The organism is Streptomyces taklimakanensis, from assembly GCF_009709575.1.
Classification (GTDB): domain Bacteria; phylum Actinomycetota; class Actinomycetes; order Streptomycetales; family Streptomycetaceae; genus Streptomyces; species Streptomyces taklimakanensis.
On record NZ_WIXO01000001.1, the window covers coordinates 3510557 to 3528150 of the forward strand.

At 73.8% G+C, this 17594-nt stretch carries 19 protein-coding genes and 3 tRNA genes; 17 read left to right on the forward strand and 5 right to left on the reverse strand.

What is annotated here, in order from left to right:
• Positions 1-134 precede the first annotated feature (134 nt).
• From F0L17_RS15555 to F0L17_RS15610, 12 genes are all read left to right on the forward strand, one after another.
• Positions 135-506: an NADH-quinone oxidoreductase subunit A gene (locus tag F0L17_RS15555; RefSeq protein ID WP_162466250.1), complete on the forward strand. Its 372-nt coding sequence runs from the start codon at positions 135-137 to the stop codon at positions 504-506.
• Positions 497-1168: an NADH-quinone oxidoreductase subunit B gene (locus tag F0L17_RS15560; RefSeq protein ID WP_155071552.1), complete on the forward strand. Its 672-nt coding sequence runs from the start codon at positions 497-499 to the stop codon at positions 1166-1168. Before F0L17_RS15555 ends, F0L17_RS15560 begins: the two co-directional genes overlap by 10 nt.
• A complete protein-coding gene (locus F0L17_RS15565) occupies positions 1165-2301 on the forward strand; it encodes an NADH-quinone oxidoreductase subunit C (RefSeq protein WP_162466251.1) in 1137 nt (378 codons plus the stop codon). The genes F0L17_RS15560 and F0L17_RS15565 overlap by 4 nt, the downstream gene beginning before the upstream one ends.
• On the forward strand, positions 2298-3260 hold the full coding sequence (locus tag F0L17_RS15570) for a complex I subunit 1/NuoH family protein (RefSeq protein WP_155071553.1): 963 nt from the start codon (positions 2298-2300) through the stop codon (positions 3258-3260). The genes F0L17_RS15565 and F0L17_RS15570 overlap by 4 nt, the downstream gene beginning before the upstream one ends.
• Before the next feature lie 53 nt (positions 3261-3313).
• Positions 3314-3805, forward strand: a complete 492-nt coding sequence (locus tag F0L17_RS15575) for a 4Fe-4S binding protein (protein ID WP_155073695.1) — start codon at positions 3314-3316, stop codon at positions 3803-3805.
• On the forward strand, positions 3802-4395 hold the full coding sequence (locus tag F0L17_RS15580) for an NADH-quinone oxidoreductase subunit J family protein (RefSeq protein WP_155071554.1): 594 nt from the start codon (positions 3802-3804) through the stop codon (positions 4393-4395). Before F0L17_RS15575 ends, F0L17_RS15580 begins: the two co-directional genes overlap by 4 nt.
• Entirely contained in the window at positions 4395-4820 is a 426-nt protein-coding gene (gene nuoK, locus F0L17_RS15585) for an NADH-quinone oxidoreductase subunit NuoK (RefSeq protein ID WP_155071555.1), read from the forward strand. Before F0L17_RS15580 ends, nuoK begins: the two co-directional genes overlap by 1 nt.
• On the forward strand, positions 4817-6838 hold the full coding sequence (locus F0L17_RS15590; protein WP_162466252.1) for an NADH-quinone oxidoreductase subunit L: 2022 nt from the start codon (positions 4817-4819) through the stop codon (positions 6836-6838). Before nuoK ends, F0L17_RS15590 begins: the two co-directional genes overlap by 4 nt.
• A 3-nt stretch (positions 6839-6841) precedes the next feature.
• The gene (locus F0L17_RS15595) at positions 6842-8449 is read left to right on the forward strand and encodes an NADH-quinone oxidoreductase subunit M (RefSeq protein ID WP_162466253.1); all 1608 of its coding nucleotides are present in this window, start codon (positions 6842-6844) and stop codon (positions 8447-8449) included.
• Entirely contained in the window at positions 8446-10125 is a 1680-nt protein-coding gene (locus tag F0L17_RS15600) for an NADH-quinone oxidoreductase subunit N (RefSeq protein WP_155071556.1), read from the forward strand. Before F0L17_RS15595 ends, F0L17_RS15600 begins: the two co-directional genes overlap by 4 nt.
• Before the next feature lie 153 nt (positions 10126-10278).
• On the forward strand, positions 10279-11142 hold the full coding sequence (htpX, locus tag F0L17_RS15605; RefSeq protein ID WP_162466254.1) for a zinc metalloprotease HtpX: 864 nt from the start codon (positions 10279-10281) through the stop codon (positions 11140-11142).
• Positions 11139-11555 carry a YccF domain-containing protein gene (locus tag F0L17_RS15610; RefSeq protein ID WP_162466255.1) on the forward strand — a complete coding sequence of 139 codons (417 nt, stop codon included), beginning with the start codon at positions 11139-11141 and terminating at the stop codon, positions 11553-11555. The genes htpX and F0L17_RS15610 overlap by 4 nt, the downstream gene beginning before the upstream one ends.
• On the opposite strand, the gene F0L17_RS15615 is transcribed toward F0L17_RS15610, so the two are convergent.
• From F0L17_RS15615 to F0L17_RS15625, 3 genes are all read right to left on the reverse strand, one after another.
• On the reverse strand, positions 11552-12463 hold the full coding sequence (locus F0L17_RS15615; protein WP_155071557.1) for a restriction endonuclease: 912 nt from the start codon (positions 12461-12463) through the stop codon (positions 11552-11554). The two genes, F0L17_RS15610 and F0L17_RS15615, sit on opposite strands and share 4 nt — an antisense overlap.
• Before the next feature lie 113 nt (positions 12464-12576).
• Positions 12577-12978, reverse strand: a complete 402-nt coding sequence (locus tag F0L17_RS15620; RefSeq protein WP_155071558.1) for a hypothetical protein — start codon at positions 12976-12978, stop codon at positions 12577-12579.
• A gap of 217 nt (positions 12979-13195) precedes the next feature.
• Entirely contained in the window at positions 13196-13684 is a 489-nt protein-coding gene (locus F0L17_RS15625; RefSeq protein WP_155071559.1) for a YajQ family cyclic di-GMP-binding protein, read from the reverse strand.
• Positions 13685-13864: 180 nt separating this feature from the next.
• On the opposite strand from F0L17_RS15625, the gene F0L17_RS15630 reads away from it, so the two are divergent.
• Positions 13865-13946: transfer RNA gene (locus F0L17_RS15630), tRNA-Tyr, on the forward strand.
• Positions 13947-14108: 162 nt separating this feature from the next.
• Here the strand turns inward: F0L17_RS15630 and F0L17_RS15635 are convergent.
• Both F0L17_RS15635 and F0L17_RS15640 read right to left on the reverse strand, forming a co-directional pair.
• Positions 14109-14789 carry an SDR family oxidoreductase gene (locus F0L17_RS15635; protein WP_155071560.1) on the reverse strand — a complete coding sequence of 227 codons (681 nt, stop codon included), beginning with the start codon at positions 14787-14789 and terminating at the stop codon, positions 14109-14111.
• Between the two features lie 39 nt (positions 14790-14828).
• The gene (locus tag F0L17_RS15640; protein WP_238419386.1) at positions 14829-16196 is read right to left on the reverse strand and encodes an amidohydrolase family protein; all 1368 of its coding nucleotides are present in this window, start codon (positions 16194-16196) and stop codon (positions 14829-14831) included.
• A gap of 224 nt (positions 16197-16420) precedes the next feature.
• On the opposite strand from F0L17_RS15640, the gene F0L17_RS15645 reads away from it, so the two are divergent.
• The 4 genes from F0L17_RS15645 to F0L17_RS15660 all read left to right on the forward strand — a co-directional run bounded on the left by F0L17_RS15645 (position 16421) and on the right by F0L17_RS15660 (position 17594).
• A tRNA-Thr gene (locus F0L17_RS15645) sits at positions 16421-16493 on the forward strand.
• A 47-nt stretch (positions 16494-16540) separates the two neighbouring features.
• Positions 16541-16613, forward strand: a tRNA-Met gene (locus F0L17_RS15650).
• Positions 16614-16707: 94 nt separating this feature from the next.
• A complete protein-coding gene (gene rpmG, locus F0L17_RS15655; RefSeq protein ID WP_003948671.1) occupies positions 16708-16872 on the forward strand; it encodes a 50S ribosomal protein L33 in 165 nt (54 codons plus the stop codon).
• A gap of 242 nt (positions 16873-17114) precedes the next feature.
• A complete protein-coding gene (locus F0L17_RS15660; protein WP_155071562.1) occupies positions 17115-17594 on the forward strand; it encodes a MaoC family dehydratase N-terminal domain-containing protein in 480 nt (159 codons plus the stop codon).

Genomic DNA, 17594 nt, shown 5'->3' on the forward strand with positions numbered 1-17594 from the left:
CCCGGACGGCGCGTGGTGGGGCTGTCCCCACCCCGGCCGGTACGCGGCTGTCCCCCGCCGGGAGGCCAGGGCCTAGACTCCCCTTCCGACGGAGCGTCGCAGTTGATGCGAACACCACGGAGCGAGGGACGGACGTGCCGGACTACTTCCACGGCTACGCGGTCGTCGGGCTGGCCGCGGTCGTCGGGGTGCTCTTCGTCGCCGCGGCCTTCGTGGCCGGGCGGCTGCTGCGACCGGTGGTGCCGACACCGGAGAAGCTGCTGACGTACGAGTGCGGGGTGGACCCGGTCGGCGAGGGCTGGGCGCACACCCAGATCCGTTACTACGTCTACGCCTTCCTCTACGTCGTCTTCGCCGTCGACTCGATCTTCCTCTTCCCCTGGGCGACGGTCTTCGCCGATCCGGGATTCGGCGGGGTGACACTGGTGGAGATGTTCGTCTTCCTCGGCTTCCTGGCCGTGGGACTGCTCTACGCATGGAAGAAGGGGGTCCTGGCATGGACGTGACTCCCCACCCCGAACGACCGTCCGCCGGCCGGCCCGACGCCCCGCGCCCCGTGGACCTGCCGGAACCCCGCCGGCTGGGCGCGCTGGCCCGACTGGCCCCCGAGCCGATGAAGGTGATCCTGAACTGGGGACGCCGTTACAGCCTGTGGGTCTTCAACTTCGGGCTCGCCTGTTGCGCGATCGAGTTCATCGCCGCCTCGATGTCCCGCCACGACTTCATCCGCCTGGGCGTCATCCCCTTCGCGCCCGGACCGCGCCAGGCCGACCTGATGGTCGTCTCGGGCACGGTCACCGACAAGATGGCCCCGGCGGTGCGGCGCCTGTACGAGCAGATGCCCGAACCGAAGTACGTGATCTCCTTCGGCGCCTGCTCCAACTGCGGCGGCCCGTACTGGGACTCGTACTCCGTCACCAAGGGGGTGGACCAGATCATCCCCGTCGACGTCTACGTGCCCGGCTGCCCGCCGCGGCCCGAGGCGCTGCTCCAGGGCATCCTCAAGCTCCAGGAGAAGATCGCCCACGAGTCGGCGGCCGAACGCTACGGGCCCGCCGCCGCGCCGTCCGCGCCGTCCGCGCCGTCGAGGGCTGCCCTGACCAGCGGCCCGGTCGCCCCGCCCCCACCTCCGCCGGCGGGCCCGGCAGCGGGGGAGGAGCGCGCGTGACAGGGGCGAACCAGCCTTCCCGGCCCACGGCCGGATGGCTGCCGCGCCCGGCCGAGGAACTCTTCGGCGAGGGCGCGAGCGCGGCCGAGGCGTACGAGCTGCTGACGGTCGACGTGCCGGCCGAGCGCTGGACCGAGGCGCTGGCCGTCGCGCGCGACGAGCTGGGCTGCACCTACTTCGACTGGCTGAGCGCCGTGGACGAACCCGGCACGGGCATCGCCGTCTGCGCGCACCTGGCCGTGGTGGGCACCCCGGTGCGCCGGCTGCTGGTGCGCACCACCGTGCCGCACGACGCGGCCGAGCTGCCCACCGCCACCGGGGTGTACGCCGGGGCCGCCTGGCACGAGCGGGAGACCCACGAGATGTTCGGCGTGACCTTCACCGGTCACCCGAATCCGGCGCCGCTGCTGCTGCCCGAGGGCTTCGAGGGGCACCCGCTGCGGAAGGACTTCGTGCTGGCGGCCCGCGTCGCCAAGGCATGGCCCGGCGCCAAGGAGCCCGGCGAGTCGGCCGAGGGCGGTTCGCGGCGGCGACAGGCGTTGCCGCCGGGCGTGCCCGACCCGAACGAGTGGGGGCCGCTCAAGGGACAGCTCCCCCCGGCATCGGCGCGGCCGGCCCGCGGCCGTGCCGCGGGCGCCACGGGGGCGCCGGGCGAGCGACGCCCGCGCCGGATGCGCAGCGCGAGCGCCGGTTCCGCCAGCCAACGCGCCGCCGAGGCGACCTCGTCCGAGACCTCCGCGCCGCGTCGGACGCGCAGCGCCTCGGAGGGGTCGGCCAGTCAACGGGCGGGGGGCGGTCCGACCGCGCGGCCGGACCGCCCGGCCCGTCGGACGCGCGGCGCCTCGGAGGGGGCGGCCGGCCAACGGGCGGCGGGGCCGGGGCGCGGCACGGACGCCCCCTGGCTCAAGCCGTCGGAGCCGTCCGGGGAGACGCCCGAGACCTCGGCCGAGGCCGCCCGTCGTGTGCGCGAGCGCGACGAGCGGGCCGAGACGCCCCTCGCCGAGGGCGGGGGCGCCTCGGTGGCCAACGCCCCCGAGAACGGCGACGGCGACGGCGACAGCAGCCGTGACGGCGACAACCGCGACAGCAGCGACAGCAGCGGCGACAACGGTGCGGCGGGAGGCGGCTCCTGATGGACGTGCTCGACGTCGCCTGGCGGCTGCTGGCCGTCCTGCTCGCCTTCCTCGTCCTCCCCCTGCTGGTGGGCCAGACCGAGCACAAGGTCATGGCGCACATGCAGGGCCGCGTCGGACCGATGTACGCGGGCGGCTTCCACGGTTGGGCCCAACTCGTGGCCGACGGAGTGAAGTTCGCGCAGAAGGAGGACGTCGTACCGGCGGACGCCGACCGCGCGGTCTTCCGGCTGGCACCCGCCGTCGCCCTCGTCCCGTACCTCCTGGTGCTGGTCGCGATCCCGGTCGGGCCGGGCGGCATGGTCGGCCAGGCCATCGACGCGGGGATCTTCTTCGTGCTCGCGGTGATGGGTGTCGGCGTCCTCGGTTCCCTGATGGGCGGTTGGGCCTCGGCCAACAAGTTCTCCCTCCTGGGAGCCCTGCGGACGGCCGCCCAACTGATGGCGTACGAACTGCCGCTGCTGCTCGCGGCCGCCTCCGTCGCCATGGCCGCCGGAACGCTCTCGCTCCCCGGCATCCTGGAGGCGTTCGAGTGGTGGTGGGTGCCGTGGCAGATCGTCGGTGCCCTGGTCTTCTTCACCGCCGGGCTCGCCGAGCTCCAGCGCCCGCCCTTCGACGCCCCCGTCGCCGACTCCGAACTCGTCTTCGGCGCGTACACCGAGTACACCGGTCTGCGCTTCGCCCTCTTCCTGCTGGCCGAGTACGCGGGCATCGTCGTGCTGTGCGCCCTGACGGCGGTGCTGTTCCTCGGCGGCTGGCACGGGCCCCTCGCCGACGACCTGGGCTGGCTGTGGACGCTGCTGAAGACGGCCGTCCTCGCCTTCCTCGTCATCTGGCTGCGGGTGAGCTACCCCCGGCTGCGCGAGGACCAGCTCCAGCGGCTCGCCTGGACCGTGCTCGTGCCCCTCGCCCTGTTCCAGATCGCGCTCACCGGCGTCGTCAAGGTGGTGATCTCGTAGTGGCCGTCCCCGGCAGCGGCCTGGCCAAGGGCCTGGCCGTCACCCTCCGCACCATGACCAGGCGCTCGGTGACCGCGCACTATCCGGACGTCCAGCCCGAGCTGCCCGCCCGCAGCCGCGGGGTGATCGGGCTGTTCGAGGAGAACTGCACGGTCTGCATGCTGTGTGCCCGCGAGTGCCCGGACTGGTGCATCTACATCGACTCCCACAAGGAGACGCTGCCCCCGGCCGCCCCCGGGGGCCGCGAGCGCAGCCGCAACGTCCTGGACCGCTTCGCCATCGACTTCTCCCTCTGCATGTACTGCGGCATCTGCGTCGAGGTCTGCCCCTTCGACGCGCTGTTCTGGTCACCGGAGTTCGAGTACGCCGAGACCGACATCCGCGACCTCACCCACGAGCGGGACAGGCTCCGCGCGTGGATGTGGACGGTGCCCGCCCCGCCGCCGCTCGATCCGGCCGCCGAGGAGCCCAAGGAGGTCGCCGCCGCCCGCAAGGCCGCCGAGAAGCGGCAGCGGCCGCGGCGGGAACAGGACGGTGGGGCATGAGCGGCGCCGCGGCGGTGCTGGCCGCGGACGCCCCCGGCTTCCTGTCGCCCACCGGGGTGGAGATCCTCTTCCTGCTCGTCGGGGCCCTCACTCTCGGTGCCGCCGTCGTCGCCGTCACCAGCGCGCAGCTCGTCCACGCCGCGCTGTGGCTGGTGGTGGCGCTCGGCGGGCTCGCCGTCGAGTACCTCCTGCTCTCGGCCGAGTTCATCGCCTGGGTGCAGGTGCTGATCTACGTCGGCTCCGTGGTCGTCCTGCTCCTCTTCGGGCTGATGCTCACCAGAGCCCCCATCGGGCGTTCGCCGGACGCCGACTCCGGCAACCGCCCCGTCGCCCTGACGGTGGCGGTGGCGGCGGCAGCCGTCCTCGTCACCGTCGTCGTGGACGCCTTCCGCACCACCTGGATCGACCTGGACGGCGAGGCGCCGCAGGGGACCGCCCGGGTCACCGGTGAGTTCCTCTTCAGGCACTGGGTGCTGCCCTTCGAGGCCCTCTCCGTGCTGCTGCTGGCCGCGCTGGTCGGCGCGATCGTCCTGTCGCGCCGGAAGAACGGCCCCACGGACACGGGTGGGCGGAGCGGGGGAGGCCGCTGATGCACCTCGCCTATCCCGCCGTCCTCGCCGTGCTGCTGTTCTGCACCGGCCTGTACGGCGTGCTCGCCCGGCGCAACGCGATCCTCGTGCTGATGTCGGTCGAGCTGATGCTCAACGCCGTCAACCTCAACCTCGTCGCCTTCGACGTCTGGCTCCGGGACACGCTCCACGCCGGGCAGGCGCTCACCCTCTTCACCATCACCATCGCCGCGGCCGAGATCGGCATCGGTCTCGCCATCGTGCTGCTCGTGTACCGCAACCGGGGCACCTCCCACCTCGATCGGCTCCGCGCCCTCGCCGAGACCGGCGGGACGGGGGGAAGCGGGCCGGCGGCCTCCGGGGCCCTTCCCGCCGACGATCCCGCCGACACTCCCGCCGACCTTCCCGCCGACACGCGTCCGACCAGGGGAGAGGCCACCGCGTGACCACCACGACCCTCGCCGTCCTCGTCCCGCTGCTGCCCTTCCTCGGTGCCCTCGCCGGGCTCCTCCTCGGCCGCCGTGCCCCCGGCTACGCACGCCCCCTGGCCGTCCTGCCCACCATCGCCTCGGCGGTGCTCGCCACCGTCGTCGCCCTGCGCCAGGGCGGTGGGGACGCCCTGACCGGCGCCACCCGGCTCACCCCCACCGGCAACGCCGCGCTGCCGATCGAACTCGCCCTCCACCTCGACGGCTTCGCCGTCCTCGTCGCGGTCCTCGTCGGCGCGGTCGCGTCCTGCGTGCAGGTGTACTCCACCGCCTACCTGCGCGACGACCCCCGCTACCCCTCCTACGCCGCGCTGGTCTCCCTGTTCACCGCCGCGATGCTGCTCGTCGTCTACAGCGACGACCTGATCGTGCTGCTGGTCGGCTGGGAGGTCATGGGCATCTGCTCCTACTTCCTGGTCGGCCACTACTGGCACACCGCGGCCGCCCGGTCCGCCTCCCTCAAGGCGTTCCTGGTCACCAAGCTCGGCGACGTGCCCTTCCTCATCGGCATCCTGGCGCTGGGCTCCGCGGCCGGAACGTTCCGGATCAGCACCGTCGTCACCCGGCTCACCTCCCCGCTCTCCTCCTTCGAGCTCGACCACCCCACCGTCATCGCGCTGCTGCTGCTCGCCGGGGTCGCGGGCAAGTCCGCGCAGTTCCCGCTCCACACCTGGCTGCCCGACGCGATGGCCGGTCCGACGCCGGTCTCCGCCCTGATCCACGCCGCCACCATGGTCGCGGCCGGGGTGTACTTCGTCGCGCGACTGCTGCCCGTCTTCACCGCCTCCACCGCGGCGCTCGCCGTCCTGGCCGTCCTGGCCGCCGTCACCATGGTGGGGTCGGCGCTGGCGGCCCTCGCCCAGGACGACATCAAGCGCGTCCTGGCCTACTCCACGGTCGGCCAGCTCGGCTACATGACGGGCGCCCTGGCCGTCGCGGACCGCGGCTCGGCCGTCTTCCACCTCCTCGCGCACGGCGTGTTCAAGGCGTTGCTGTTCCTCGCCGCGGGCGTGGTCGTCCACGCGGCCGGCACCACCTCCCTGGCCACCATGTCCCGCATGCGCGGACTGGCCGGACGGGTCCCCGACGCCTACTGGACGATGGCCGTCGCCCTGTTGGCGCTGGCCGCCGTGCCGCCCTTCGCGGGCTTCTTCTCCAAGGAGGCCGTGCTGGCCGCCGCCGAACACGCCGCGCTCGACCCCGTCCCGGGCCCCCACGCCGTACCGGCGGCGGTGGGCTGGACGGTGCTGCTCGCCGGGCTGCTGACCGCCGCGCTCACCGCCGCGTACGCCACCCGGCTGTGGCTGCTGGCGTTCCACGGCCGCGGCACCGAGGCGCCCGACCACGGTCGTCCACCCGCCGCCATGAACGTGGTGCTGTGGCTGTTGGCCGGTCCCACCCTCGCCGCCGGACTGCTCTACGGCGCCCTGCCCGACTGGTTCGACGGCGGTTCGTTGGCACCCGCCCTCACCACCTCCGTCCTGAGCACCGGCCTGGCCGCCGCCGGGGCCGTGGTGATGTACGCCGTCTGGCGGCACACCGGGGCGAAGGCGGCGGCCCGCGCCCCGCTCGGCGCCGTCGCCGCCCACCCCGGGGCCGAACCGGCGGTCTCCGAGGCCGAGGCGATCGGCGACCACCGGGCCGTCCACGGCGACGTGGCGGCGGCCGACGACCCCGCCGACCCCGGCCGCGTCCTGCTGGGCCCGCTGCACCGCCACGCCGCCCGCGGCTTCCACCTCGACGCGGTGTACGCGGCCGTCGCCGTGCGCCCCGTCCGGGCCGCCGCCGGGCTCGTCCGCTTCCTCGACCGCGAGGTCGTCGACACCTACGTGCGGGGTGCGGGCGGCACCGTCCGGTTGCTGGGCACGGCCGTGCGCCGCGCCCAGACCGGCAACGTACAGACCTACCTGGGCGTCCTGCTCGCCGGCTCCGTCGTCCTGGCCGCGGCCGCCGCCCTCGTCGCCGCCGGAGCGTGACCCGTGATCCCCCTCGACGACACCGTGACGCGGTTCCTCCTCCTGGCCGTCGTCCTCGTGCCGCTGCTCGGCGCGGTCGCGGCCCTGCTCCCCGCACCGCCCGGGTTGAGGGGAACGGGTCCCGAGCAGGCCGTGCTGCGCCACGGCGTCACCGTCACCGGCGCCGTCCTCGCCGCCGCGCTGCTGCTGGCAGCCGCCTTCGACCACGACCGGCCGGGCACCACGCAGGCGGAGACCGACGTCTCCTGGATCCCGGCGCTGGACGTCCGGCTCCACTTCGGCGTGGACGGCGTCTCCCTCCCGCTGGTGGTGCTGACCGCGCTGCTGTGCTTCCTGTGCGCGCTGTACGGCTGCCGGCGCATGCCCGAAGGCCCGCGCCCCCAGGCGTTCGTGGCGCTCCTGCTGCTGTTGGAGGCCGGCACCCTGGCGACCTTCGCCGCGCTGGACCTGATGGTGTTCTTCCTCGCCTTCGAGACCGTCCTGATCCCGATGTACTTCCTCATCGCCCGCTGGGGCGGCGAGGGCCGGGAGGCGGCGGCGCGGAAGTTCGTCCTGTACACGCTGCTGGGGTCGGTGGTGATGCTGCTGGGGCTGCTGCTGCTCGGCCTGAGCGCGCCGGGCGGCCCCACGTTCGACATGACGGTGCTCGCGGAGAACCACGGCCGGGGCGTCGCCCACGCCACCCAGCTCCTGGCCGCCCTCGCCGTCGGCATCGGCCTGGCGGTCAAGACGCCGATGTGGCCGCTGCACAGTTGGCTGCCCGACGCGCACACCACCGCCCCGACGGTCGGCTCGGTCCTGTTGGCGGGCGTGCTGCTGAAGATGGGCACCTACGGGTTCGTCCGGATCGTCCTGCCCATGGCACCCGGCGGCATCCACACCCTCGCCCCCTACCTGGCCGCCTTCGCCACCACCGGAATCGTCTACGGATCGCTGGCCTGCCTCTTCCTCGCGCGGCGCGGCAACGGGGGCGACCTCAAACGGCTCGTCGCCTACTCCTCCGTGGGGCACATGGGCTTCGTGCTGCTGGGGATCGCCACCCTGACCCGCGCCGGCGTCAACGGGGCGCTGTTCGCCAACGTCGCCCACGGCCTGATCACCGGCCTGTTGTTCTTCCTCGTCGGCGCGGTCAAGGAGCGCACCGGCACCACCGACCTGGACCGGCTCGCCTCCGACGAGCGCGGGGGCGCGGCGCTGTACGGACGCGCCCCCCGGCTCGGCGGGCTGCTGGCCTTCGCCGCGGTGGCCTCCCTCGGCCTGCCGGGACTGGCCGGGTTCTGGGGCGAGCTGCTGGCCCTGCTCGGGGCCTACCACCCCGCCGACGGCCTCAGCCGGCCGGCCTACCTGGTGTTCATGGCCTTCGGCGCGCTCGGAACCCTGCTGACCGCCGCCTACCTGCTGGTGGTCGTGCGCCGGGTCTGCATGGGCGAGCCGCCCTCCCCGGGCGCGGCCTCCGCTCCGGGCACCGCCCTGCCGGACGTCCACGCGCACGAGTTCGCCGCCTGGACACCGCTCGTCGTCCTCACCGTCCTGGCCGGACTGTGGCCCGCGCTCCTGCTGGGGCTCACCGATCCGGCCGTGCAGAGCATCCTGCCGGGAGTCAGCCGATGACCGCATTCCCCCTGGCGTTCCCCCTGGCGTCCCCCCTGGCATCCCCCCGGGCCGCGGCGGCGGTCGAGGCCGCGCCGTCGGTCCAGACCGCCCAGCAGGTCGTCCAGTCCGTCGACTGGCTCACCATCGCCCCGCCCACGCTCGCCGCCCTGGGCGCCCTGACCGTCCTGGTCGCCGACCTCTTCCTGCCCGAGCGTCGCAAGGCGCTGCTCGGTCCGCTCACCGCGGCCGTCCTCGTGCTCGCGGGGCTCTCCCTGCTGCCCCTGGCGGCCGGAGACCGGGCCACCTTCTGTCTCACGGCCGATCCGGAGGCGTGCAGCTACGTCGCCGATCCCTTCGCCCTGGCCGTCCAGTTCCTGGTGCTCGGCGCCGCGCTGCTCGTGGCGCTGTTGTCCATGACGGCGGTGCGGGACGAGGCGCTGCCGTCCGGCGAGTACTGGTTCCTGCTGCTCGCCTCGGCGGCGGGCGCCGCGTTGCTGCCCGCGGCCCGCGACCTGGCGACCCTGATCGTGGCCCTGGAGGTCGCCTCCCTGCCGTCCTTCGCCCTGGTCGGGCTGCGTCGCGGGGACGGGCGGTCCTCGGAGGCCGCCCTGAAGTTCTTCCTCTCCTCGGTCACCGCCACCGCCGTCAGCCTGCTGGGGGTGAGCTTCGTCTACGCCGCCACCGGTTCGCTGCACCTGGACCGGGTGGCCGAGGGGCTGCGCGGGGTCGACGCGGAGCTGGACACCCTGGCCGCCACCGGTGTCGTCCTCACCCTCGTCGGCTTCGCCTTCAAGACCGCCGCGGTCCCCTTCCACTCCTGGGTGCCGGACACCTACGTCGGCGCGCCGCTGCCGGTGGCCGCCTACCTGTCCGTCATCGGCAAGGCGGTGGGCTTCTCCGGACTGATCCTGCTGACCGTCGGGGCGTTCCCGGCGTACGGCCGGCTGTGGGGACCGGTCACGGCCGTGCTGGCGGCCCTCACCATGACGGCCGGGAACGTCGCCGCCCTGCGGCAGCGTCCCGAGCGCGCGCACGGCGCGGTGCGGCTGCTGGCCTGGTCCTCGGTGGGACAGGCCGGCTACCTGCTGGTGCCGATCGCCGCCGCGGCGTACGTGGACGAACCGGGGGCGGTCGTGGGAACGACCGTCGCCTACGCCCTGATGTACGCCGTCGTGAACCTGGGGGCCTTCGCAGTCGCCGTCCACGTCGGCCGCACCGCCGCCGCGCACCGGATCACCGACTACCGCGGTCTGTACTCCGCCCATCCCGCGATCGCCCTGGCCCTGGCCTTCTTCCTGCTCTGCCTGGCCGGGCTGCCGCCGGGGATCGTCGGCCTGTTCGCCAAGGTGGCGGTGTTCTCGGCGGCCGTGGACGCCGGACTGGGCTGGCTGGCGTCGGTGATGGCGGTGAACGTCGTGATCGCCCTGTACTACTACCTGGCGTGGACGGCCGTCCTCTTCCGGGCCCCGACCGGGGCGGCCGCCACCGGGACGATCGGGAGCGCCGGGAGCGCCGGGAGTGCCGGGAGCGCCGGGAGCGGCGGGGACACCGGCGTCCCCGCGGTCGTCGGACGCGCCCGGTCCCGCCCCGCCGGGCCGGTCACCGCCGCCGTCGGCCTGGCGGCCGCCCTGGCCGTCGTCCTTTCGGGTGCTCCCCAGCTCTTCCTGCGCTTCGCCGCCGACGTGCTGCTTTAGACGTCGGCCCGTCGGGAACCCAGCATTCTCGCGTGGCGTTGACCCTTCCGGAGGGTTCGCCGAAATCCGCCGCCGGGCGGAGACACCGCCACGCGAGGGGCCGTACCGGGCTCCTCGGAGGGTTCCCCCACCGCACCACCTGGAGGGCGCACCGTGCACCGCCGGCACAACGGGCTGAAGACCGCGCTGCTACTCGGGGGACTGTCCGCACTCATCGTCGTCGTCGGAAGCCTCTTCGGCCGCACCGGACTGCTCGTCGCCGTCGTCCTGGCGCTCGGCACCAACGCCTACGCCTACTGGAACAGCGACAAACTGGCGCTGCGCGCGATGCGCGCCCGCCCGGTCAGCGAGTTCGAGGCCCCGGCCCTGTACCGGATGGTCCGCGAGCTGTCCACGGCGGCCCGCCAACCCATGCCGCGCCTGTACATCTCGCCCACCCAGGCGCCCAACGCCTTCGCCACCGGCCGCAATCCCCGCAACGCGGCCGTGTGCTGCACCGACGGCATCCTGCGCATCCTCGACGAGCGCGAGCTGCGGGGCGTCCTCGGGCACGAACTGAGCCACGTCTACAACCGCGACATCCTCGTCTCCTCCGTCGCGGGGGCGTTGGCCTCGGTGGTGATGTTCCTGGTCAACTTCGCCTGGCTGATCCCGATCGGCCGGTCGGACGACGAGGAGGGGCCCGGCCTGGTCGGCATGCTGCTGATCATGCTGCTGGGCCCGCTGGCCGCGTCCCTGATCCGGCTCGCGGTCAGCCGCTCCCGGGAGTACGAGGCGGACGCCTCCGGTTCCCGGCTCACGGGTGACCCGCTGGCCCTGGCCTCCGCCCTGGCCAAACTGGACGCCGGTACCAAGCGGCTCCCACTGCCCCCCGAACCCCGACTGGAGACCGCGAGCCACATGATGATCGCCAACCCGTTCCGGCCCGGTGACGGCCTCTCCCGGCTGTTCTCCACCCACCCACCGATGGACGAGCGCATCGCCCGGCTGGAGCGGATGGCGGGTGGGCGGCCGTGAGGACCCTCCTCAACATCCTGTGGCTGGTCCTGTCCGGCCTCTGGCTGGCCCTGGGGTACGCCGTCGCGGGCCTGGTCTGCTGTCTGCTGGTCGTCACGATCCCCTGGGGCATCGCCTGCTTCCGGATCGCCGGCTACGCCCTGTGGCCCTTCGGCTACTCGGTCGTCGAACGGCCCGGCGCGGGCGTCGCCTCCGGGGTGGGCAACATCGTCTGGCTGGTCTTCGCCGGCATCTGGCTCACGCTGGGACACCTGGCGGCGGGCGTCGGCTTCTGCCTGACGGTCGTCGGCATACCGTTCGGCATCGCCCACTTCAAGATGGTGCCCGTCTCGCTGATGCCGCTGGGCCGGGAGATCGTCCGCAGCGACGCCGCGTACCCGTCGTACCGCCGGGCCCGGGGCGCGTCCCGCTAGAGGTCCCGTCCTGTCTGCGCCTCCCCGTCCGGCGGGCCGACGGACGGGCTTCCCTCCCAGGGCGCCGGGCCGGTGCCCCGGCTCCAGGCGTCCAGGGCCCACCGGTCCAGGCACAGGATTCCGCACCGCTCGGCGTACTCGGCGGCGGGCGCGGTGAAGTCGCCGGTGGTCACCACGGCCGCCACCTGGGCCCCGTGGACGGTCCAGCAGGTGCCGCCGAAGCGCTGGAGGTCCTGCGAGCCGACCTTGTTGGCCTCGCCGTAGCGCTTGCACTGGATGACGACGCGCCGCCCGTCCGGCGCGGTCGCCACGACGTCCGCGCCGAGGTCTCCGGCACCGCCGACGACCTCCACCTCCCGGCAGCCGTCCCGCTCGCACAGGGCCGCGACGGCCCGCTCGAACTCCTCGGCCTCCAGGGCGGTGTAGTCGACGTGGTCGACGTGGTCGACGGCGTACCCCGCCTCCGCGGGGGCGCCGGGGGCGGTGCCCGCGCCGGGCTCCACGCCGTCCCTCCCGGGGGGCGGGCCGTCGAGGCGCACGGTGCGTTCGGTGCCGTCCGCCGGGGCGCCGTCCGAGGCGCCGTCCGGGGCGCCCCGATCGCCTCCGGGGGCCGCCTCCTCCAGGACCGTCTCGGCGGCCTCGGTCAGCGCCGCGGTGGCGTGGCGCGCGGCCCTGGAGGCCCTGAAGCGGCGCCCGCCGCGCAGAGCGCCCACGGCCAACGGCACGACGATCAGACAGACGGCGACCGCCGCGATCGGATGCCGCCGTGCCGCGTCGAGCAGCACGCGTCCGGCCAGACCGGCGCCGAACAGCACGATGGCGGCCAGTGCGAAGCCCATCGCGGTCAACCGCAGGTCGAAGCGGCTCCTTCGCTCGACCGGACGCGTCCGGCGCGCGGATGTGGCCATCGACGGTGCTCCCCCTGGCGGTCCGGTGGTGATCGTCGCTGCTCGTCACCACCGTCTGCCCCACACCGCCGTCTTCAACATCACCGGTGCCGGCCCCGGCCGGCGCCCGGGGGTCAGCACCCGGCGCCCAGGCAGCCCTTGTGGTCGATCACCCTCTCGCCGTCCACCGTGCCGACGATGGTGAAGCCCTCGATCCGCACTCCGTCGCTGGTTTCGATCTCCGGGTTCCGGTCGGCCTCGGCGGTCAGTTCGGCGTCCTGGCCGTCCTGGGTGGTGCCGGTGCAGGTGATCTTCAGGTTCTCGCCGCTGCCCTCGTCGGTGCAGCTCAGGCCGCCCTCGATGGTGTGTCCGGCCCGCTCGAAGGCGTTCTCCCCGGCTGTCGCGGCGGCGGTGCGCACGGCCGCGCCGGTGAACTCGTTGTTCCCACCGTCCTCCGAACCACAGGCGGTCGCGGGGAGGAACGCGCCGCACAGCAGCACGGTGGTCAGGGCGGTCCGTACGGTCGACTTCCTCATCTGTCCTCCAGACCCGTGCGAGCGGGGTGGTCCGCGACCGGGTGCCCGGAGTCGGGGCCTCCACAACCTTTCCGCGCGCGACGTCCCCTCCCGCCGGGCAGCCCGACCGGGCACGGGTGCGGGCGTCCGCCACCTTCGGCGGACGCCCGCACCCGTGCTGTGTGCCCGTGCCCCTCCCGGCGCGCCCGGCCCCCGCCCCGGGACCGCCGGACGAGGATCAGCGGTAGTTGACGAACTGGAGGGCGAAGTCGAAGTCCTTGCCCTTGAGCAGGGCGATGACCTCCTGGAGGGCGTCCCTGCTCTTGGAGCTCACCCGCAGTTCGTCACCCTGCACCTGGGCCTTGACGCCCTTGGGCCCCTCGTCGCGGATGATCTTCGCGACCTTCTTGGCGTTCTCCTGGGAGATGCCCTCCTGGATCGACGCGAAGAGCTTGTACTCCTTGCCCGACACCTGGGGTTCCCCGGCGTCCAGCGACTTCAGGGAGATGCCGCGCTTGACCAGTTTGGTCTGGAAGATGTCCAGGACCGCCTGGACCCGCTCCTCGGAGTTGGCGCGCATCTCGATCTTCTCGCCCGACCAGGCGATGGAGGCGCCCACGCCCTTGAAGTCGAAGCGCTGGGAGATCTCCTTGGCGGTCTGGTTGAGGGCGTTGTCGACCTCCTGCCGCTCGACCTTCGAGACGATGTCGAAACTGGAGTCGGCCATCGTGGATTGGCTCCTCGTGGGTAGGTGCGTCGGGGTGCGGTCCACCTGCGGTCCGCGCACGTCAGCCTAGTCATCCACCGTGGTGATCCACCGCCCGACAACCGGGTGGCGAACCACCCCCCACCATCGGGTATGGTGGTGCGCGTTGCCACGGAGCGCGGCTCCGAGGCGGCAAACCCAGGCGGTGTGCCCGAGCGGCCAAAGGGAGCAGACTGTAAATCTGCCGGCTCAGCCTTCCTAGGTTCGAATCCTAGCGCCGCCACTTCCGGGAGAACGGCCCCCGACCAGTCCGCTGGTCGGGGGCCGTTCGCGGTTTCCGGAAACGGCCTCCTCGGTTCGTTCCCGTCCGCTTGCCCGCTCGTTCTCCCGTCCGCTCGGCGCCGTCCGGGCCCCGGCGCGACCGGGGCCCGGACGGCGGCGGGGCCTAGTCGGGGACCTCCGTCGCCTGGACGCCCAGCGTCGCCACCGCCTGGTCGATCGGGGTGTCGCCGCCGATCAGCTCCAGCGTCAGCCGGACGGCCCGCGGGTCGTCCAGGAGGGCGACGAGGACGGCGGCCACGTCGTCGCGCGTGACGTCCCCGCGTCCCGTCCGGGGCTCCAGCCGCACGCGTCCGGTGCCCGGCTCGTTCGTGAGGCGGCCGGGACGCAGGATCGTCCAGTCCAGGTCGATGCGCCGCCGCACGTCGGCGTCCGCCGCGCCCTTGGCGCGCAGGTACGCCGCGAAGACCGGGTCCATGTCCGCCGGGGGTTCGCTGTCCGCGCCCATGGCGGAGACGACCAGGAAGCGCCGCACCCCGGCCCGCTCGGCGGCGTCGGCGAAGAGGACCGCGGCCCCACGGTCCACGGTGTCCTTGCGGGCCACGCCACTGCCCGGACCGGCGCCCGCGGCGAAGACCGCCGCGTCGGCGCCTTCCAGGTGCCGGGCGACCTCCTCCACCGAGGCCGACTCCAGGTCGCAGACGATCGGCTCGGCCCCCGCCGAGCGCAACTCGTCCGCGTGCTCGGGTCGTCGGATGATCCCCGCGACCTCCTCTCCGCGCTCGGCGAGCAACCGCTCCAGCCGCAGCGCGATCTGACCGTGTCCACCGGCGATGACTGTTCGCATGCTTCGACCGTACGACGCCGAGGCCGTCGAACGGTGACGTCAGCGCTGCGACTGGCGGGGAAGTTCCGGTCCGGTCGCCGGGTGGCCGTCCGCCGGGCCGGCGGGTCTCGCGCCGTCCGTGACGTCGCAGTACTCGCGCACGGCGCTGGTACGGGCCACCACCCGGCCCCGGTGGATCACCAGGCGGCTGTAGGCCAGCGACAACGCCCCGGCGACCGTGTCGCCGCGCACGGCGAGCAGTTCGGCCGGGAAGCCCGCCTCGATCCGCACCACGGGCAATCCCATGGCCCGGCGGGCCTGTTCGCTCACCGCCTCGTAGGCGGTCCGGGGGTCCGCCTCGCCGCGCGAGGCCAGCAGGTAGGCCGCCTCCAGCGGATCGCCCCGACCCACCGGGTTGTCCGCGTCGCGCAGCGCGCCGCTTCCGGCGGCGACCCGCACCCCCGCGGCCCGCAGCAGCCGCACCGGGGCCGTGCGGGCGTCGCCCGCGGCGCGTCCGAGGAGACCGCAGCCGCCCTGTGGAAGGCAGACCACCGTGATCCCGGCCGCGGCCAGGGCCTCGGCCGTGCGGGCCGTGACCCCGGGCGGCAGCCGGGCCAGTCCGTCGCAGGGGCCGACGGTCACCTTGGGGCCCAGCCCGTCCGCCATCGCGGCCAGGCGGAGGAGCCGCACCGGGTCCGCGCCGCGGGTGTGCAGGTCCGCCGGGCAGCCGTGCTCCGCCGCCGTCTCCAGCACGGCCCGGGCGTGGCCGACCGGATCGGGGTCGAGGTCCGGGCAGCCGCCCACGGCCGAGGCGCCCATCCCCACCGCGTCGCGCAACATCGCCAACCCACTGGACCCGGTGGTTCCGGTGAGCACCCGGGGCACGGCGACGGCGGTCAGCTCGACCAGGCCGCGCAGGGCGTGCCGGGCCTCCAGCACGGCCTCCAGGGCGCGCAGTCCCATCGCGTCGCCGATCCGCACGTGGGTGCGCAGGGCGGTGGCGCCGTGGCCGAGCTGGAGCAGGGCGGCCTGGACGGTGCGTCGCCGGACGGACCCGGGGTCGTCCGGGCCGCGGGACCCGTGGCCGGAGGCGGACGGCGGTGCCGGCCCGGCGTCGGGTTCCGCGGTCAGCGCGGTGTCGTGGTGGGCGTGCGGCTCGGCGGGTGCCGGCAGCAGGAGGTGGCCGGCGAGGGCGATCCGGGTGGCCCGGGGAGGGGACGAGGAGGCGGGTCCGCCGGCCGGGGCGACGGCCTCGATCCGGCCGCGGTCGATCCGCACGTCCACGGTGCGGCCGTCGGCGAGTCGGGCTCCGCACAGGACGAGTGCGCCCGGTCCGGGAGCACCGGGGGCGTCGGAGTGGTCGGAGGCGCCGTGCCCACGGGCGTCGCGATCGGGCTCCGGCGGTTCCTGCGGTTGGCTCTCGGGCATGGGGCTCCCGCGGTTCGCTCATGATCGCTGGGGTGGCCGGAAGCCTAGGACCCGGCCGGGGCCGCGACCTGTCGCCATCACGTGGGGACGCAATAGTCGTAACAGTCGTACCGCCTCGTGGGGGCGGAGGACGGGAGGAGCGGGCCTCGGGGCGTCCGTACGGGGGTGTGGGGCGATACGGATTTCACGTTCGGGGCCCCGACCGTGTAATGTCTTCATCGCTCGCCCCAATAGCTCAGTCGGCAGAGCGTCTCCATGGTAAGGAGAAGGTCTACGGTTCGATTCCGTATTGGGGCTCTGATGTGTGAGGTTCCCCGTCTCTCGACGGGGGCCACCCGCATCGCGGCGGTGTAGCTCAGTCGGTAGAGCAAACGGCTCATAATCGTTGTGTCACCGGTTCGAGTCCGGTCACCGCTACTCACACCTCACCAGTAGCCGATTGCGGGGTCGGTCCTCCGATCGGCTACTCTTTCTGCGTTAGATCCTGTCCCAGCCGTCAAGGAGCACTCACGTGGCTGCCACCGACGTCCGCCCGAAGATCACGCTGGCCTGCGTGGAGTGCAAGGAGCGGAACTACATCACCAAGAAGAACCGGCGCAACAACCCGGATCGTCTTGAGATGAAGAAGCACTGCCCGCGCTGCAACGCCCACACCGCGCACCGCGAGACGCGATAACCCGCGCCGGCCAGGCCGTCGCACCACAGACACACAGCCGTGAGGCCGCTCCCGTTGCGGGGGCGGCCTCACGGCGTTCGGGAGGCCGGCTGCCGGTCCCGGACGCGCTCCGGCCGACCGCGGCCGATCCCCGGCTCCCCGGGGCCCGCGGCACACGGACGGACGTCCGCCCCCGGGACACGACCCCACCACCGGCCGGAGCCGGTGGCCCCTTGTCAGAAGACCGATGGAGGTACCGGGCCATGGCGCTCGACCAGTCCTTCGTGGGGCGGAGCTATCCGCCCACCGAGCCCTACGAGGTCGGCAGGGAGAAGATCCGCGAGTTCGCCGAGGCCATCGGGGATCCCCACCCCGCCTACACGGACTCCGAGGCGGCCCGGGAGCTGGGCCACCCCGACGTGATCGCCCCGCCCACGTTCGTCTTCGCCATCACCTTCAAGGCGGCCGGAGCGGTCGTCGAGGACCCGGGGCTCGGCCTGGACTACAGCCGGGTCGTCCACGGCGACCAGCGCTTCGCCTACACGCGCCCGGTGCGTGCCGGCGACCGGCTCACGGTCACCTCCACCATCGAGTCGATCAAGTCCCTGGCCGGGAACGACGTGCTGGACGTCCGCGGCGAGGTGCACGACGAGAACGGCGAGCACGTGGTGACCGCCTGGACCAAGCTGGTGGCCCGTGGCGCCTCCGCCGCCGGGGCCGGGGCCGGGAAGCAGGGGGAGTGA

Bases quoted from the DNA above. Each gene is read 5' to 3' on its own strand.
- F0L17_RS15640 (WP_238419386.1), bottom strand. From the start codon at position 16,196: ATGCCCGAGAGCCAACCGCAGGAACCGCCGGAGCCCGATCGCGACGCC.
- F0L17_RS15575 (WP_155073695.1), top strand. From the start codon at position 3,314: ATGACCAGGCGCTCGGTGACCGCGCACTATCCGGACGTCCAGCCCGAG.
- F0L17_RS15635 (WP_155071560.1), bottom strand. From the start codon at position 14,789: ATGCGAACAGTCATCGCCGGTGGACACGGTCAGATCGCGCTGCGGCTG.
- F0L17_RS15625 (WP_155071559.1), bottom strand. From the start codon at position 13,684: ATGGCCGACTCCAGTTTCGACATCGTCTCGAAGGTCGAGCGGCAGGAG.
- F0L17_RS15615 (WP_155071557.1), bottom strand. From the start codon at position 12,463: ATGGCCACATCCGCGCGCCGGACGCGTCCGGTCGAGCGAAGGAGCCGC.
- F0L17_RS15660 (WP_155071562.1), top strand. From the start codon at position 17,115: ATGGCGCTCGACCAGTCCTTCGTGGGGCGGAGCTATCCGCCCACCGAG.
- F0L17_RS15560 (WP_155071552.1), top strand. From the start codon at position 497: ATGGACGTGACTCCCCACCCCGAACGACCGTCCGCCGGCCGGCCCGAC.
- F0L17_RS15600 (WP_155071556.1), top strand. From the start codon at position 8,446: ATGACCGCATTCCCCCTGGCGTTCCCCCTGGCGTCCCCCCTGGCATCC.
- F0L17_RS15580 (WP_155071554.1), top strand. From the start codon at position 3,802: ATGAGCGGCGCCGCGGCGGTGCTGGCCGCGGACGCCCCCGGCTTCCTG.
- F0L17_RS15620 (WP_155071558.1), bottom strand. From the start codon at position 12,978: ATGAGGAAGTCGACCGTACGGACCGCCCTGACCACCGTGCTGCTGTGC.
- nuoK (WP_155071555.1), top strand. From the start codon at position 4,395: ATGCACCTCGCCTATCCCGCCGTCCTCGCCGTGCTGCTGTTCTGCACC.